At 67.7% G+C, this 15,797-nt stretch carries 15 protein-coding genes; all 15 read right to left on the minus strand.

Annotated elements, in window-relative coordinates:
- Positions 1 to 436 precede the first annotated feature (436 nt).
- On the minus strand, positions 437 to 1,633 hold the full coding sequence (locus tag J2S63_RS07735; protein ID WP_310300819.1) for a glycosyltransferase family 4 protein: 1,197 nt from the start codon (positions 1,631 to 1,633) through the stop codon (positions 437 to 439).
- Between the two features lie 2 nt (positions 1,634 to 1,635).
- On the minus strand, positions 1,636 to 3,522 hold the full coding sequence (locus tag J2S63_RS07740; RefSeq protein ID WP_310300821.1) for a heparinase II/III domain-containing protein: 1,887 nt from the start codon (positions 3,520 to 3,522) through the stop codon (positions 1,636 to 1,638).
- A gap of 76 nt (positions 3,523 to 3,598) precedes the next feature.
- The gene (gene wecC / locus J2S63_RS07745) at positions 3,599 to 4,849 is read right to left on the minus strand and encodes a UDP-N-acetyl-D-mannosamine dehydrogenase (RefSeq protein WP_310300824.1); all 1,251 of its coding nucleotides are present in this window, start codon (positions 4,847 to 4,849) and stop codon (positions 3,599 to 3,601) included.
- Positions 4,842 to 6,008 carry a non-hydrolyzing UDP-N-acetylglucosamine 2-epimerase gene (gene wecB, locus J2S63_RS07750; protein WP_310300826.1) on the minus strand — a complete coding sequence of 389 codons (1,167 nt, stop codon included), beginning with the start codon at positions 6,006 to 6,008 and terminating at the stop codon, positions 4,842 to 4,844. Before wecB ends, wecC begins: the two co-directional genes overlap by 8 nt.
- Positions 6,005 to 6,628 (minus strand): sugar transferase, encoded by a 624-nt coding sequence (locus J2S63_RS07755; protein ID WP_310300829.1) that lies wholly within the window; start codon positions 6,626 to 6,628, stop codon positions 6,005 to 6,007. Before J2S63_RS07755 ends, wecB begins: the two co-directional genes overlap by 4 nt.
- Positions 6,625 to 7,758 carry a DegT/DnrJ/EryC1/StrS family aminotransferase gene (locus J2S63_RS07760; RefSeq protein WP_310300832.1) on the minus strand — a complete coding sequence of 378 codons (1,134 nt, stop codon included), beginning with the start codon at positions 7,756 to 7,758 and terminating at the stop codon, positions 6,625 to 6,627. The genes J2S63_RS07755 and J2S63_RS07760 overlap by 4 nt, the downstream gene beginning before the upstream one ends.
- A complete protein-coding gene (locus J2S63_RS07765) occupies positions 7,755 to 9,491 on the minus strand; it encodes a polysaccharide biosynthesis protein (protein ID WP_310300835.1) in 1,737 nt (578 codons plus the stop codon). Before J2S63_RS07765 ends, J2S63_RS07760 begins: the two co-directional genes overlap by 4 nt.
- 311 nt (positions 9,492 to 9,802) lie before the next feature.
- Entirely contained in the window at positions 9,803 to 10,759 is a 957-nt protein-coding gene (locus tag J2S63_RS07770; RefSeq protein WP_310300838.1) for a nucleotidyltransferase family protein, read from the minus strand.
- On the minus strand, positions 10,760 to 11,197 hold the full coding sequence (locus J2S63_RS07775) for a hypothetical protein (RefSeq protein WP_310300841.1): 438 nt from the start codon (positions 11,195 to 11,197) through the stop codon (positions 10,760 to 10,762).
- Between the two features lie 176 nt (positions 11,198 to 11,373).
- Positions 11,374 to 11,673 (minus strand): hypothetical protein, encoded by a 300-nt coding sequence (locus J2S63_RS07780; protein WP_310300844.1) that lies wholly within the window; start codon positions 11,671 to 11,673, stop codon positions 11,374 to 11,376.
- Entirely contained in the window at positions 11,670 to 12,452 is a 783-nt protein-coding gene (locus J2S63_RS07785; protein WP_310300846.1) for a phosphoenolpyruvate carboxykinase (ATP), read from the minus strand. The genes J2S63_RS07780 and J2S63_RS07785 overlap by 4 nt, the downstream gene beginning before the upstream one ends.
- Positions 12,445 to 12,717 (minus strand): PqqD family protein, encoded by a 273-nt coding sequence (locus J2S63_RS07790; RefSeq protein WP_310300850.1) that lies wholly within the window; start codon positions 12,715 to 12,717, stop codon positions 12,445 to 12,447. The genes J2S63_RS07785 and J2S63_RS07790 overlap by 8 nt, the downstream gene beginning before the upstream one ends.
- A gap of 14 nt (positions 12,718 to 12,731) precedes the next feature.
- Entirely contained in the window at positions 12,732 to 14,258 is a 1,527-nt protein-coding gene (locus tag J2S63_RS07795) for a tyrosine-protein kinase domain-containing protein (RefSeq protein ID WP_310300853.1), read from the minus strand.
- Between the two features lie 111 nt (positions 14,259 to 14,369).
- On the minus strand, positions 14,370 to 14,828 hold the full coding sequence (locus J2S63_RS07800) for a VanZ family protein (RefSeq protein ID WP_310300856.1): 459 nt from the start codon (positions 14,826 to 14,828) through the stop codon (positions 14,370 to 14,372).
- A 28-nt stretch (positions 14,829 to 14,856) separates the two neighbouring features.
- Positions 14,857 to 15,789 (minus strand): CAF17-like 4Fe-4S cluster assembly/insertion protein YgfZ, encoded by a 933-nt coding sequence (gene ygfZ / locus J2S63_RS07805; RefSeq protein WP_310300858.1) that lies wholly within the window; start codon positions 15,787 to 15,789, stop codon positions 14,857 to 14,859.
- Positions 15,790 to 15,797: the final 8 nt, after the last annotated feature.

The following is a 15,797-nucleotide window of genomic DNA, read 5'->3' on the forward strand; positions in this document are numbered from 1 at the left end:
GCGACCCTCGACTGCGGTCGGGGTCGCGGAGTACGGCGACACAACCTTTACCGTGACACCAGTGGCGTCCCCGATCGCGTCTGCTAGTGATGCGTTCGTGGCCCAGACTCCGTCAACGAACCGAAATCCCCACTTTGCGATGCGTTGGCGAAGCGGATGGCGTAACTGATCGAGAAGGGTCCCCGAGTGGAAGAAGACAACCGTACGCGCGCCACTAAGCACCTGAGCAGCAACTACAACTAAAAGTCGCAGGACATTAGACACGTTGTGTACGTGCAGCGCTCTACGCTCGATGAGCGTGGCGCGCACTGCGGCGCGCTCGCGCCAATCAACAACCATGTGATCCACGCCCGCTGCTGCCAGCGCCTCGCTTAGGCCTTGGACGCAACGGGTAACACCACCCAACGGGGGGGGACGACGTCCCCACACGACAACCTCAGCCATGTGGCATTACCTCCGAAAACATATCGGATAGGCGCTGGGCCATCGCCGATCGGGATTGGTTGCGGCGCAACCACACCTGGCCCGAACGCCCCCGTTCTGCACGACCGGCCTCACTCTCTGCGGCGAAGCAGCGAAAGGCGTCTGCGAGTTTGTCCGGCTCGACTGACCAGCCACAACCAGCACGATCGACCCAGTCCCCCACCAATCCCGGGGAATTTGTGATCACCGGCAAGCCGGCAGCCATGTAGTCGAACAACTTGTTGGGACTCACCGCACTCCGGAACAATTCGACGTCCGCTAGTACGTGTAGACCGAGATCAGCCGCATGTAGTATGTCGACAATCTCCGCCTTTGGCACCGGATCCAAGAAGCGTACGTTCTCTAGATTTCGCTCAATGGCTCCGCTCTGCAAGCTCCTCTTCATTACGCCACTGCCCACCAGAACAACGTCGATACCCAAGTCCGCAACCTCCTCGGCAGCTTTCAAGAGGAGGTCCAACCCGTTCGCTGGCCCGTGAGCACCTGCGTATACGGCCGTGGGTCGCTTGAACTCGTACCGTGCACGCAGGTCCTGCCTTGAGGCAGTAGGCACGAAATCCTCTGGATCCGCGGCGTTCGGTATGTAAACAATCTTTTCCCTCGGGACTCCGCGTGCAACAAGATCGGTCTCGGTGCCCGGCGCCATCACGACAATTCGATCTGCGTGGGCGTAGAGCAGTTCCTCTAAGGCAGTCAGGGCACGGTACACCAAACTGGATGCGCTCATCTGCCCCATATACACCAAAATATGGGGCCAGAGGTCGCGTACCTCCAGCACGAACGGAATCCGTCGGAGCCTAGCCAGAATCAATCCTGCTAAACCTGCAAGGAGATGTGGGGATGACGCGTAAACGACGTCGACCCGCTGCTGCCTTAACCCTGCGAACAATGCAGTCCAGGCATAACTTGCCCAATTCAAGATACGGCGCATCCCATTTGAGGTATAGCTCGCGGTTGGCACAGGAAGGAAGCCGGGTTCGGAGTAGACCATCTCGCCGGTCTGGTAGTTCCTATTAGCAGCGACAATCAGATATTCCCATCCATTCAGACGGGAGAATAGTTCCGCGTGCCGGGTGCCCCCAGCCTGTCCACGCGACACAGCGAAGTGGTTGAGGACCAGTACACGCCGGCTCCCTGAAGAGGCTGGCATGATTAAACTCCCACAGCCGTCAGCATCAGCGGAGAGCCAGATCCGGAAAGGCGCGCCTGAACCGACGAGTCGCCCCAACGAAAATCTACTTGAACGTTCGAGATTTCCCCTACCCCCCAGCGCCCCTGATGCTCGGATGGCCCGGATACCTGCGCCCAAGTCGAACGTTCCCAGCGCCCGTAAGTTGGACTACGCCACCCGAGCCATGGTGATTCCTCACCACGGTGACAGACCAAGTCGGTGAGTCCGAAGAACTCTTCGACTGACGCATCAGGCCCTAACGGCAGGGTCATCGTCCAGCCGCCCCGAGCCTCTTCCACGGCGTCTACTACCGTGACCCCGCCCGGTCCCGCGAGCACGACACGAGCAACACGACCGTGTTCGGTTTGAAAGGCGTTGTGTACCGACAGCACAGCGACACAGTCATCAACCCGCCCAGCACTAGATGCGGCGCTTCGCACCGAACGTAACCACCTGAAGGCGCGATGCGGGAGCAACTGATCGCCACCCAACGGTACGCGAACCGTGTGGGCAGCGGACGTCCGGAAGCCGTTGCGGATGTGGAGAGGTCCGTTGTAGGTGCCCGTGCCAGGGTCCTCGAGGAGCCACCGCTCACCGTCGCGGATCCACACCGATGAAAGGTCTGCATGCTGATGACTGGGGCCACCACCGATCTTGAACCAGAGACGCCGCGCCCCCGCGTCGAGGCGGACGAAGTACCCAGCTTGCACGCATCCCTCATCCAAGCTCGGCAGGGGTCGGTGCCCACGTTCCGGGCCGAGGTACCACGCTAGCTCGTCGTACTCGTCGGCTGTCGAAAGTGGCACGTCGAACCCACTGAGTGCCAGCGAGGCCCAAGCGCTACCCGCTGTGCTACCCGCGGGGCCTGAATCAACAAGGATCCGCCCCTCGTCCCAGTCGCCGAACTGGGGAACGGGTCCGTCGAGAACGCCAAGCCGCAACAGGCCTATTCCGGCAGCCTCCATCGCACACCGTAACTCATCCGGCGCACCTCCCAATAGGTAGCGCACTATAAGCATCTCAAGCACGAATCGGTGATACGAGAGCGAGTCTTCAATCATGAAACCGTCGGGTCGCATGTGTCGGCGCAACTGCATCAACATCAGTCGGTCGCCAATCTTGCGCCAATTCTTGCCGCGCTCAGGAAACATCAACCCAAGCACCACCAGACCCAGCCCGTCGCCGAGAAGGTGGTTGTTTTTCATGCTGCTAAACGTGTACGGCAGTTCCACCAAGATGTGGCGGGCACTAGCCATCAATTGATGGTCCATGCGAGCACGGAGATCAGGATGAAGTCGGTCCCCAACCAAAGCAATCACTTGCGCCCAAGCGACCGCACGTAGCGCCAGCTCAAGGCTCGAATACCAATGAATGCCTCGCTCGGGACGGCACTCCCGTACCCAGCGCTCCACCATCAACACCATGTGGTCGAACCACGGTCCCACCGGATCCAGCACGGACGCGCGAGCGAGCACTACAAGGTCGCGATGGCGTCCAGCTTCCCAAACGTACTTGACGTCGGACAGTCGAGCTTCGGAGCGGATGTCAATCTGCCACCACGGCGTGGTCTCGGGCCACACCTCGCCTGTCAGCGGGTCGGTTCCCCATTCAGCGCGTGCACCCGTCGGTACCCGGCGTCCGAATACTCGCGTTCCTTGATTCACAACTTGGCGGGCGTCGTCCAAGCAGCGCGTGCGGGCGGCGACTCCCTCCGGTACCTGGTCTCCCAGCGACAGCACCACGCTGGTCGGTACCGATGCGGGATCTATCTCACGGAAAAGCAGCCGGTGGAAATTGCTTCGCTTTGATGCCTCGTAGGCGGCGCGCAGTGGTGCCGAATATCCCAAAGCCCGCAGGTCGCCCATCATGCGAGCCACCCGCGCACACATCGAACCGCTTGGCGAACCTGTCATCTCGACTCCTCCCGCAACGCGTCTCGGACTTTCATCCGCGCCGAGGCCAGAGGCCCCTGGTGTCGATGACGGTCTTGCCCTCCAGACTCTCAGAATCGAGACGCTTGAAGACCTGGTGGTCGACCAACAGCGCGACAGTCTGGCTGCGGTGGATGGCATCGGTAGCGGCGGTCAGGATGACGCTGTCGTGCGGCAAGAGATCTCGCGGGAGCGACTCGACATGAGGCTCGGCCGCGAGGATCCGCAGGTCGGGTCTTGCTTCAGCGAGTCCCGCCACCACATCCATTGCGGGGCTTTCGCGCAGGTCATCGACGTTTGCTTTGAACGCGAGACCCAGGCAGGCCACGGTGCTGCCCTGTGGGGCGGCACCGGCGATCCGCGTGACCACGGCGGCCGGCCGCGCGTCATTGATCTCCCGGGCGGAGCGGATCAGGCGTGTGTGCTCCGGGGCCGCGTCCACGATGAACCACGGGTCGACCGCGATGCAGTGCCCGCCGACACCGGGACCGGGGGAGAGCACGTTGACGCGCGGGTGCTTGTTGGCCAGCTTGATGACCTCCCACACGTCGAGATTCATCGACTCGCAGACCGTGGCCAATTCGTTGGCGAAGGCGATGTTGACGTCGCGGAAACTGTTCTCCACCAGCTTGGCCATCTCGGCAGTGGGTGCGTCGGTCAGCACCACCTCGCCCTTGCAAAACAAGTGGTAGACCTCGGCCGCGCGTGCAGCGCAGTCCGGCGTCAGGCCTCCGACCAGACGGTCGTTGGTCACGATCTCGACCATGATGCGACCCGGCAGGACACGCTCAGGACAGTGAGCGACATGGACGTCAGGCGCGTGCGGCGCGTCGTGCGGCAGCTTGAGGTCCGTGCGCTGCTCGGCAATCCACCTGCTCACCCGCTCGGTCGTCCCCGGGGGGCTGGTGGACTCGAGGATGACGACCTCGCCCCCGCGGAGCATGGGCGCGATTGCTCGCGACGCAGCCTCCACGTAGTCGAGGTCGGGCTTCTTACCGTCCTTGAACGGGGTAGGCACGGCGATCAGGTAGGCGCTCGCCTCCGGCATCTGGGTCGTCGCCGAGAGGTTGCCGCGCGCCACAGCACCCGCCACCGCGACATCGAGATCCGGCTCGACGATCGGGACTCGTCCCTCATTGATCGCGGCGACCGTGTCGGCGTTGATGTCCACGCCGGTGACCTTGATCCCCTGCGCTGCGATGGCGGCGCTCGTGGGCAGCCCGATGTACCCCAGGCCCACGACAGCGATCCCGCGATCAAACATCGTGCCCTCCGTTGGTCGATGGAATGAACTCAGCCAGGCGGCGCCCGGCGCCCAGCAGCTGCGCGACCGCCGCCACTGAGCGCGCTGCGGCGTGACCGTCGCCGTAGGGATTCACCGCATTGGCCATGGACTGATAGGCGACTCGGTCGGAAAGCAGAGCATCGAGCTCATCGGCCACCCGAGCCATGTCCGTTCCGATCAGCTTGACGGTGCCCGCATCGACGGCTTCTGGACGTTCGGTGTTGTCACGCATGACCAGTACGGGCTTGCCAAGGCTCGGTGCCTCCTCCTGCACGCCACCCGAGTCCGTCAGGCACAGGTGGGAGGCGCGCATCGCGTGGGCGAACTCGTGGTAGGACATAGGCTCGGTCAGCAGCACCTGGTCGATGTCGCCGAGCTCGGCTTGGAGCACGTCGCGCACGACGGGGTTGCGGTGCATCGGGATCAACCACCGGACGTCGGGCCGTGACTCGGCGACCTTGCGCAGGCCCCTCATAGCATCGGCCATGGGCTGTCCCCAGGATTCCCGTCGGTGTGCTGTCACGAGCACCATGGGGTCCCCGGAGCCCCGCATCTCGTCGATGCGCTTGTCGGTGAACTCCACCGGCCGCTCGACGGCCCAGAGCAATGCGTCGATCACCGTGTTGCCGGTCACCGTGACGGCGTCGTCCGGGATGGCTTCGCGGAGAAGGTTCGCCCTGGAGGTCGCAGTGGGTGCCAGGTGGAGCGCGGCCAGCGGTGAGATCAACCGGCGGTTCGCCTCCTCCGGGAACGGGGACTCCAGGTTGCCCGTGCGGAGCCCCGCCTCGATGTGCACGACGGGCACCTGCCCGTAGAAGGAGGCGATGGCTGCCATGGCAGCCGTCGAGGTGTCGCCCTGAACCATCACCACGTCGGGCCGGACGTCGGCGATCGCCGAGCCGACCTCCTTGAGGGCGCGGCTCGAGAGATCGGCCAGGCCCGCACCAGGGACCATCACGTCGAGATCGATTGCCGGGACGATGCCGAACAGCTCGTTGACCTGGTCGAGCATCTCCCGATGCTGGCCCGTGACCACCGGCACGACCTCGAAGCCCTCAGCCGAGCGCAGGCGTTCGATGACGGGAGCGACCTTGATCGCCTCGGGACGGGTTCCGTAGACCACCATCACGCGCTTCACGACTGCGCCACCTCCTCGCCCATGAACTCGGGCATCGTGACGTCACCCTCGGCAGCGATCCCCCGCCTGGTGATAGTCACCAGGAACGTGCGGGCGACGATCGCAAGGTCCAAGCGCAGGCTGCGCGAGTCGACGTACTCGACGTCGATCTTGAACTTCTGGTCCCACGTGAGCGCGTTGCGGCCGCTGACCTGCACCAACCCGGTGACGCCCGGACGGACCTCGTGGCGCCTGCGCTGTGACTCGCTGTAACGGGACAGGTACTGGACCAGTAGCGGCCTGGGGCCGACGAGGCTCATGTCTCCCTTGAGCACGTTCCAGAGGGTGGGCAGCTCGTCGAGGCTGGTCGACCGCAGCGTGGCGCCGAACGGCGTGATCCGGTCGGCGTCGGTGACCAGACCCCGCTCGGGATCCTGGTCGCGCATAGTCCGGAACTTCACGAGCTCGAAGATCTGCTCGTCCTTGCCGGGCCGCGGCTGACGGAACAGGACTGGCGAGCCGAGGTTGCGGCGGACAAGGACGGCGATGATCGCCTGAAGTGGAGCGGTGAGCGCCAGGCCAACCGTCGCGACAACGATGTCGATCGCCCGCTTGAGCGGGTCGTAGGCCGCGCCCCTCATGTGCTCAGGACCTTGCGCTGGATGACCTCGACCACGCCGTCGAACTGGTCGTCGGTCATGCCCGAACCGGACGGGAGCGTGATGCCCGTGGCGAAGAGACGATCCGCGGCCCCGGACAGGGTGCTGGCGTGGTCCGCAAACAGCGGCTGCAGGTGCATCGGCTTCCAGACAGGTCGGGACTCGATGCCGGCGTCAGTGAGCACAGAGGCAAGGTCTGACGCGCTCCAGGGTGACTGCTCAGGGTCAACCGTGAGGGCCGTGAGCCAGCAGTTGTCCTGCACGTCGTCCGTCCCCCCTAGGATCTCCACGCCCTCAGCTCCAGCGAAGAGCTGACGGTATTGGTCGCGCCACCCGCGTCGGCGCGCGATCATCGCGTCGAGTCTGCTCAGCTGCGCGCGACCGAGGGCTGCGAGCAGATTGGAGAGCCGGTAGTTGAAGCCGAGCTCCGCGTGCTCGTAGTGCACTGCAGGCTCGCGTGCCTGAGTCGCCATCTTGCGCACATGAGCGGCCAGGGCTGCGTCGTCGGTGAGGAGCATGCCGCCACCGGAGGTTGTCATCACCTTGTTGCCGTTGAACGACACGACGGCGACATCGCCGTGAGCGCCCGCGGGCACGTCTGCGTGGCTTGCCCCCAGGGACTCAGCAGCGTCGCTCAGCAAGCGCGCGCCGTGACGGTCACACACCTCCTGGAGACGGGTGTAGTCCGCTGCTTTGCCCAGCATGTCGACAGCGACCACGACCGGCACGCGCGAACCCTGCGATGCGAGGTCGTCGAGCGCCTGATCCAGCAGGTGGGGGTCAAGATTGCCCGTGGACATCTCGCAGTCCACGAAGTAGGGGGTCGCCCCGGTGTAGATGACAGCATTCGCCGTGGCGACGAAGGTGAACGTCGGGACGACCACCACGTCACCCGGCCCAACTCCCCATGAACGGAGGACGAGGTGGAGGCCCGCAGTCCCAGAGGCGAGGCCGACGGCGTAGCCCACTCCGACCCGCTCCGCCATTTCCTGCTCGAACGAGTCCAGATCAGGACCGGCGGGCGCAGCCCAGCCGGACCTCAGGGCACGGACGAGATACTCCTCCTCGAGCGCCCCGACATCGGGTGCGGACAGGTAGACATCGAAACTCAAGCTCCGGCACCCACCGACTGACTGGCAGGCGACGCCGCCCGCTGACCCGGGATGCGCACGCTCAGGCTCGTTGCGTGCTTGCGGAACTCCGCGATGACCTCGCGCTTGGACGCCCACGGGTCGAGCTCACGCGCGATCGTCGGAGCGAACGCCGGGACGGGTGTGTGAGACACCAGCGGGTGGGCGGGGCGAAGGTCGGGCTCCCCGTCGCCCCACAGCTCCTCGTGCATCTTCTCGCCCTCACGGAGGCCGGTGTAGACGACCTCGACGTCCTTGCCGGACAGGTCGATGAGCTGGCGGGCGACGCCATCGATCGAGACCGGCTCCCCCATGTCGAGCACGAGGGCTTCGCCGTCGCGACCGATCGCGGCGGCCTGGATGACGAGCTGGACGGCTTCCTGCACGGTCATGAAGTAGCGCGTGACCGACGGGTCGGTCACCGTCACGGGGCCACCGTTGGCGATCTGCGCCGCGAAGGCTGTCAGCACGGAGCCGCGGCTGCCGAGCACGTTGCCGAAGCGGACCGAAAGGTAGGTGCCGTCGGCCTGCGGAGCGATCGCAGCCGTGAGGCCTTCGGCGAGGCGCTTGGAGTAGCCGAGCACGCTGCACGGGTTGGCGGCCTTGTCGGTGGAGATGTTGACGAACCGCTCGACCCCGTGGGCCTTGGCCGCCTCGAGGATGCTCAGGGTGCCCCAGACGTTGGTCTTGATGGCCTCGCCCGGGTATTGCTCCAGCATCGGAAGGTGCTTGAGCGCGGCCGCGTGGAACACTACGTGCGGCTTGCGCTGCTCGAACAGCGTGTCGATGAAGAGCGAGTCGCGGATGTCGGCGAGCACGACGTCGTCGGAGTCGAGCATCGCCTTGCCATAGATGGAGAGCTGCACCGCGTGCAGGGCCGACTCGTCGCGGTCGAGCATGATCAGCTCGTCGGGGCCGAACTTCGCGATCTGACGGCAGAGCTCCGAACCGATTGAGCCTCCGGCGCCCGTGACCAGCACGCGCTTGCCGGTGAGGTAGCCGGCGACGGCCTCGATGTCGGTGTCGATCTGGTGCCGACCGAGCAGGTCGGTCACCTCGATGTCGCGGATGTCGCTGATCTCGACGCGCCCGGCGTTCATCAGCTCGGCAGTCGCGGGGAGGACCTTGACGGCGACGCCGGCCTCCAGGCCGAGGTCCTGGAGCTCACGCACCAGGTCGGCCCGGGCACTGGGGATCGCGATCACGAGCGCATCGGCTTCGTGGCGACGGGCCGTGTCGGCGAGGGCCTCACGTCCACCGAGGACGCGCACGCCGCGGATGCGACGGTGGCGCAGGCTCTGGTCGTCGTCGAGGAGCGCGACCGGGCGCCAGGCCGCGGCCGGATCGCGCAGCATCGAGGTGATGAGCTGGCGGCCGGCGTTGCCGGCGCCGAAGACGATCACGCGTCGCGCGCCCGCGTCGACCGCACCGCGAGCCGGACGGAAGTCGAGGTCGGCGGCGCTGCGGTAGAAGCCGCGCACCCAGCACATCATCAGCAACGCCAGGATCGTTGCGACCGGGGGCACCGTGCCGGGCACCAGACGGTGGCCGATCAGGTTGGCGACCGTCAATGCTCCGCCCACGGTGGTGGCGACGAGGCTCAGGACCATCAGCTCCTCGAGGGCGCCGATCTGGTAGCGGCCCTGCTGGAGCTTGAACGTCGACCCCAGTGCCAGATGGCCGCAGGTGGCGACCACCGCGAAGAAGACGAGCATTCCCCAAGGCGCCATCGTCGCGGCACTCGAGAGCGAAGCCCCCTCGAGGACGTAGCGAATGAATCCGTAGGTGAGAAAAGCGATGGTCCAGAGCACTCCGTCGATGGCGAAGAGCACTGTGGCCCGCCGGCGCCTGAGAGCGGCGACCATGTGCGACATGTGAAGTTCCCCCCGTGATGGGAATCGCCGCGCCCCCCGGCGTGACGACCTTTCAACGATAAAGGACATTCGCGGTTAGGCATAACCGGGCGAAGCGTCCCCAATCAGGCTAGAGAACGGGCCCCGCCGCGTCTTCCAGCGGTCGTCCTCGATCAGTCGCCCGTTCGGCCAGCGCGATGTGGACCGGATTGGTGCCAATGGTCCCGGACGAGCAGGACCGCCCTCGGGAGAGCCCTGAGCCCGGTCCACCACCGGTCGACCCACATGCCAATCAGGCCCAGCCGTCCGGGGCGAGCCGCCGGATAGCGCGTCCTCAGCTCGCCCTCGGTCAGCCACAGCGCTCGCCACAGCAGGGCGGGCCAGCAGCGCAGCGGCGTCCGCCGGAACGTGACCAGCCAGCCGACGGTGTGCTCCGCGCCGAGGTCTCGGACAAGGTCCCAGGCGGTACTAGCTTCCTGGTCGGCTGACGCGGCTCGAGACGATGTCACCCCTAAACGCATCAGCGAAGACCTTAGCGGCCCAGCCGCCCCGGTCGCGTCGGCGATCACGGCCAGTTGCTGGCGCTCGGGCGTGGTCAGCGCAGCGCTGAGGTGGGCCAGGAGACCCTCGAGCTCTGCGACGCGGCGCTCACCTCCCCGCAGCAGGTGGAGGAGCCCCACGGCGGCGGCTGCGGGCCGCGACGGGACCCGCACTGGCTGGCCGGCGACCTTCATCGTGGCGCGCTCCCGCCACAACGCGTCGAAGACCACCTCCGGCGGGGCGAGGAACCCGGGGAAGTAGTGGTGAACGTCGATCTCCTGCGGCCAGGCGGGGTGCGACATCGACACCGAGTGGGGCGGGATCACGTGCCCACCGGTGGCAGAGACGGCCGGGGGTGACCACCCGGCGCCTGCGAGCACCTCGAGCAGGTCGTCGAACCGTCCGGGTTCGACGAGCACGTCGACGTCCAGCGACTGGCGCGGAGGCCTCAGACCCAGCTCCTCCAGGGTCGGCCCCTTGATGGCCAGCGCGCGGATGTCGTGGTCAGCAGCCAGACGCGCGACGAGGGCATACCCAAGGGGTACGCCCTCGTCGAGGTCGAGGCGGTCTGCGCCAGGAGACGCGGACAATCAGCTGGACGTGGTCGAGCCGGAGGTCGCCGAGGCGTTGGGCGAGGAGGCGACGTAGGTGTAGGCGCCGGTCGGGCAGGACTGCGTGGGGATCGACAGCATGAAGCCGAGCGCACCGGTCGACTGGTTGGGCTTGAGCGCACCCGTTCGCGACACGAAGGTGTAGCTGTCGCCGCTCTTGCCGGCGTAGGTCCAGTTGTTCTGCACGCCCTTGTCGTAGGGCTGGGCCATGGTCGTGCCCGAGCCTGCCGGAGCGGAGACGACCGTGGTGACCGGACCACCCGTGCTGCTCGAGCCCGTGTTCTTGATCGGGCCGACCAGGACGTGAACGCGCTTCTGCTTGGGCATGCACTGGACCTTGAAGGCACTGCCCTGGAGCGTCGCCTGGCCCGAGACGGCCAGCGCCGGCGCTGCCGTCGCGATGGAGATGGCCGGCACCGCCCAAGCGGCGTGCGCCCCCGCGCGGACCACCGTGCGCCTGGAAATGGCGCGCTGCGCGCCTGGAGTGGTGCTACCCCGAGTCATCGATGAAACCCCCCGATATAACAAATGGTGCATGTGCACCCTACGTGACCGGTCACGGTCTTGAACAATCCCCCGAACGGATATCAGCCTCAGCCGGGACCTTCGGCACGGTCGTGCCGACTGAGCACCCCCTCCTGCTCGAGCTCCAGCAAGGTGCCGAGGGTCAGCTGTCCGGAGAGATCCTCACCGTCCTCGCCGGTCGCCACCCCGAACCTCTCCACCAGGATCGCGGCGAGGTCCTCCGCCGCGAGATCCGTGTCGCGCAGGGCAGTCACGAGCGTCCAGGCGAGGCTCGAGAGGGCGAGGACCCGGCCGTCGAGCAGCATCACCACGCCCTCGTCGTCCTCGCCGAGCTCGTCGAGGAACGGTGCGCGGCCCCACGTCGTCATGCTTCGACCCCCAGGTGCTCCTCGACGAGCGGGGCGAGGTGGACCGCCTCGGCGTAGGTGACCACCTGGAGCCCGCCGACCGCGTGGACCAGGTCGGCCACCCGGGCGAGGGGCCGCTCGAGCTGGGTGAGGTAGGAGGTGTGCTCGGCGAGCAGGGCGACCGCCCGCGCCGTCGAGACGCGCTCGACCGTCGGCTCGCCCGCGCCCGGATCGCGGCGCAGCAGGACCAGGCCCGCCGGTGTGGTCCGCTCGGCGCACGGGGTGAGCCCGAGCTCGGTCGGAGCGACCTGGGTCTTGGCCGGGCCGGCGCCGATCACGGAGAGAGGCTTGGGGAACGGCGTCACCCGCCCGTCGCCGGCGACCGAGACGCACTCGTCGGTGACGTAGGACCAGCGGCGGCCCAGGACGGTGGCGACCGTCGTCTTGCCCATGCCGGACGGGCCGACGAGGACCACCGACCTGTCGCCGCGGGCGACCGCGCAGGCGTGGAGCATCAGCCGCTGACCGGCGAGCGCCTCGATGGCGGTCACGGTGAGCGCCTGGGTGAGGTGCTCGAGGCCGGCTGCTAGGTCGTCTTGAGGTTTCGAGGCTCCGCTAGCGCCTCGCACCTCAACCTGCGAGTCGGTGCGGTCGGGCTCGATCACGAGGTCCGGCACGGCCGCGGACGTGTCCAGAAGACAGGCCGACCAGGCTCGGCGTACCTCTGCGGCGAGCTGCTTGTCGTCGAGGGTGACCTTGGCGGTCAGACCAAGGACGTGGAGCCAGATCTCGTCAGGCATCCGTCACCCCCTCGATGAGGCCGCGGGAGGCCAGGTCCTCGAGGAACGCATGGACCGACGGACCGATGACGGCTTCCTCCTCTGCGTAGAGGTCGACCAGCTCAGCGACGATCGCGGTGTGGTCGCGCACGCCGTCGATGCGCTGCCAGATCTCCGCGGCCGACCCCTCGAGCACGAAGGGCGGGTGGTCGAGGTGGTCGAGGTCGAGCAGGGCCGAACGGCCCTCGCGGTCGACGTACGCCACCGACGCGCCTCGGCGCCACACCGTCATGACCCTGGTCAGGAGTCGCCGGGACCGTCGCCGTCGGCCTCGCGGTCCTTGGCGAGCGCCTCGAGCTTCGCGCGCTCGGCCCTGGGGGTCGAGCTGCGCCGGAACAGCGAGCGCCAGCCGGACCTCTGGGTGAGCGACCGGCGCGAGGTGTAGTCGTCGGAGTAGTAGCCGTAGTAGCCGCCGTAGGCCCCGGCGCCCCTGCGGGGCACCTTGTTCATGATCACCCCGAGTGCGCGGCCCCGCACGGCCGTGAGGTGGTTGAGCGCCGTGTTGAGCTCGGCGTCGACCGTGCGCCCGGCGGAGATGACGACGAGGGCTCCGTCGGCGTTTGCGGTCAGCAGGGCGGCGTCGGTGACCGGGAGGAGCGGCGGGGCGTCGAGGATGACGAGGTACTTCTCCCCGAGCTCCGCCACCAGTGAGCGCATCGCGTTGGAGCCGAGCAGCTCGCTCGGGTTGGGCGGGATGCGGCCGGCGGCCATCACCCGCATGTGCTCGCGGCCCGACACCTCCTGCAGGGCGTCGATCGCGTCGACCCGGCCGGTGAGCACGTCGGTGAGGCCGACCCCCTCGACCAGTCCGAGCGAGTCCGCGACGGAGGGACGACGCAGGTCGGCATCGATCAGCACCACGCTCTGACCACCGGCCGCGACGGCGGCGGCGAGGTTGGCCGACACGGTCGACTTGCCGTCGCCGGGGCGAGGGCTCGTCACGACGATCACGCGCGGCGGGTTGTCCACGTCCATGAAGGCCAGGTTGGTCCGCAGCTTGCGGAAGGCCTCGCCCGACGCGGCGTCGTCGGAGGCCTCGGTGCGGCCCTGGAGGGCAAGCTTGGCCCGCTCCCCCTTCTTGTGCTCCAGCAGGTCCGAGACCGGCACCATGCCGACGACACTGACCGGGAAGCGCTGCTCGACCAGGTCGGCGGTCCGCAGCCGGCGGTCGAGCACGTTGCGCACCATCGCGTAGCCGAAGCCGAGCATGAGGCCGAGGACGAGGGCGAGCGCGAGGTTGCGCTCCGGGCGCGGAGAGACCGGTCGGGTCGGGAGCGCCGCGGACTCGACCGGGACGATGTGCGGCACCTTGTTGGCGTTCTTGTTCTGCGGGTCCTCGATCGACTGCACCTGCTCCGCGAGCGCGGCGACCCAGGCGTTGGCGAGTTCCTGCGCGTCCTTCGGGCTCCCGGCCCGTGCGGTGATCTTCAGGAGCACGGTGTCTGGCGGCTGCACCACGTCGATGCGCCCGACCAGTCCGGCCGGGTCCTGGTCGAGGTTGAGGAGACGGTTGACCTCCTGCGCCGTCGCGCGGGACTTGGCGATGTCGACGTACGACGTCGCGCGGCTCTTGGCGAGCTGGTCGTTGAGCGAGCCCAGGGCCGGGTTCTCGCTGCCCCCGATGGCGACGAACCCGCTGGCGTCCGCGGCATAGACCGGGACCCGCGTGAAGGTGTAGGCCGAGGCTGCGCCGATGGTGAGGATCGTGATGAGGAGGACCCCGAGCCAATGGGCGCGCAGGATCCTCAGGTAGTCGCGAAGCTCCACGAGCGCTAGCCGCCTTCCGTCCCCCTGGCCGCCGGCCCCCTACGGACGGCAGCGCTGGGCAATTTCCCCCGCCCAGCATGCCGCGACACCTTAACGCGCGCGGTCACATGCTCACAAAGCGGCCAAACGGGCATTTGTGCGCCGCCGACGCCTCAGGCGCCTCACCTGTTCCACGACGACCGTGCACACGGCCCCGAGGCCGAAGCCCAGCGTGTTGGCCCAGACGTCGCGCCAGGTCGCCGAACGGGCGTCGAGGAAGCCCCACTGGAGGAGCTCGATCGCACCGGAGACGACGAAGCCGGCTCCGAACCAGGCCCACCAGGGGACGCGCGGGACGAGCAGCCGCAAGGTGGCGCCCGTCGGGACGAAGAGCGCGATGTTGCAGACGAACTCGACGACGTCACCGTCCGCGAGCGCGTCCGGGACGCCGTGCCCGCTCAGCCAGCCGCTGATCTCGAGCACGGCCCTGCTCGGAGCGGCTGGGCTCGGGTTGAGCACGAGCCAGGCCGTGACCGCGGCCTCGACCACGAGGGCGACCAGGAGCGCCGCGTGCCACCAGCGGGGCGTCACGCGACGACCCCGGGCCCGAGAGCGGGCATCAACGCAGCTTGGGGCGGACGTGCAGGCCGACCTCGGGGTCGACCAGGACCTCCTGGCCGGCGGGCATGCCGTCGACGACCAGCTGGGCGTCGACCGGGACGTTGCGCTTGATCACCGCGAGGGCGATCGGGCCGAGCTCGTGGTGGCGGGCGCTGCTGCCGACGAATCCGACGGGGCGGCCCTCGTGGGTCACCTCGGCGTGGGCTGTGGGGAGGCGGTTCTCGGTGCCGTCGAGGTGGAGGAGCGTCAGGCGGCGGGGCGGGCGGCCGAGCGTGTGGACCCTGGCGACGGTCTCCTGGCCGCGGTAGCAGCCCTTGTCGAGGTGCACCGCCGGGCCGATCCAGCCCATCTCGTTGGGGATCGTGCGGTGGTCGGTGTCGATGCCGAACCGCGGCTCGCCGCGCTCGATCCGCAGCGCGTCGTACGCCCAGAGGCCGGCGGCCGGGCCGGCCGCCTCGGCGTACTCGTGGAGGCGTGCCCGCGGGACGAGGTCGAACTTGCCGCTCGGGCGCCAGCAGACGGCGAGCTCGGCGGTGGCGTCGGTGATCTCGACGCGCATCATGAACTTCATCCGGTCGAGGAACTCCGCCAGCGTGGCGGCGCGGCCGGGCTCGGTGTGCGCGAGGAGGACCTCGCCGTCGTCGACCGCGTGGAAGTGGTGCTCGACGTGACCCTGCGGCGACAGCACGAGCGCCTGGGTGGGGGTGCCGGGCGCGAGGTCGAGGAAGTGCTGGCTGGTGATGTTGTGCAGGTAGGCCAGCCGGTCGGGACCGGCGATCCGCAGCACCTCGCGGTGGGACAGGTCGACGAACCCGTCGCCGCCCACCAGCGTGCGCTGCTCGCCGTGGAACGAGCCGTAGTGCGCGGCGACCGGCGCGTCGACGCCGTTGCCGGCGACCGCGCCGGGCAGGGAGAGGAGCGGGCTGGTCATGCCCCGAG

Origin of the sequence: Nocardioides marmoribigeumensis (genome assembly GCF_031458325.1) — a bacterium.
In the GTDB taxonomy this organism is placed as follows: Bacteria; Actinomycetota; Actinomycetes; order Propionibacteriales; family Nocardioidaceae; genus Marmoricola_A; species Marmoricola_A marmoribigeumensis.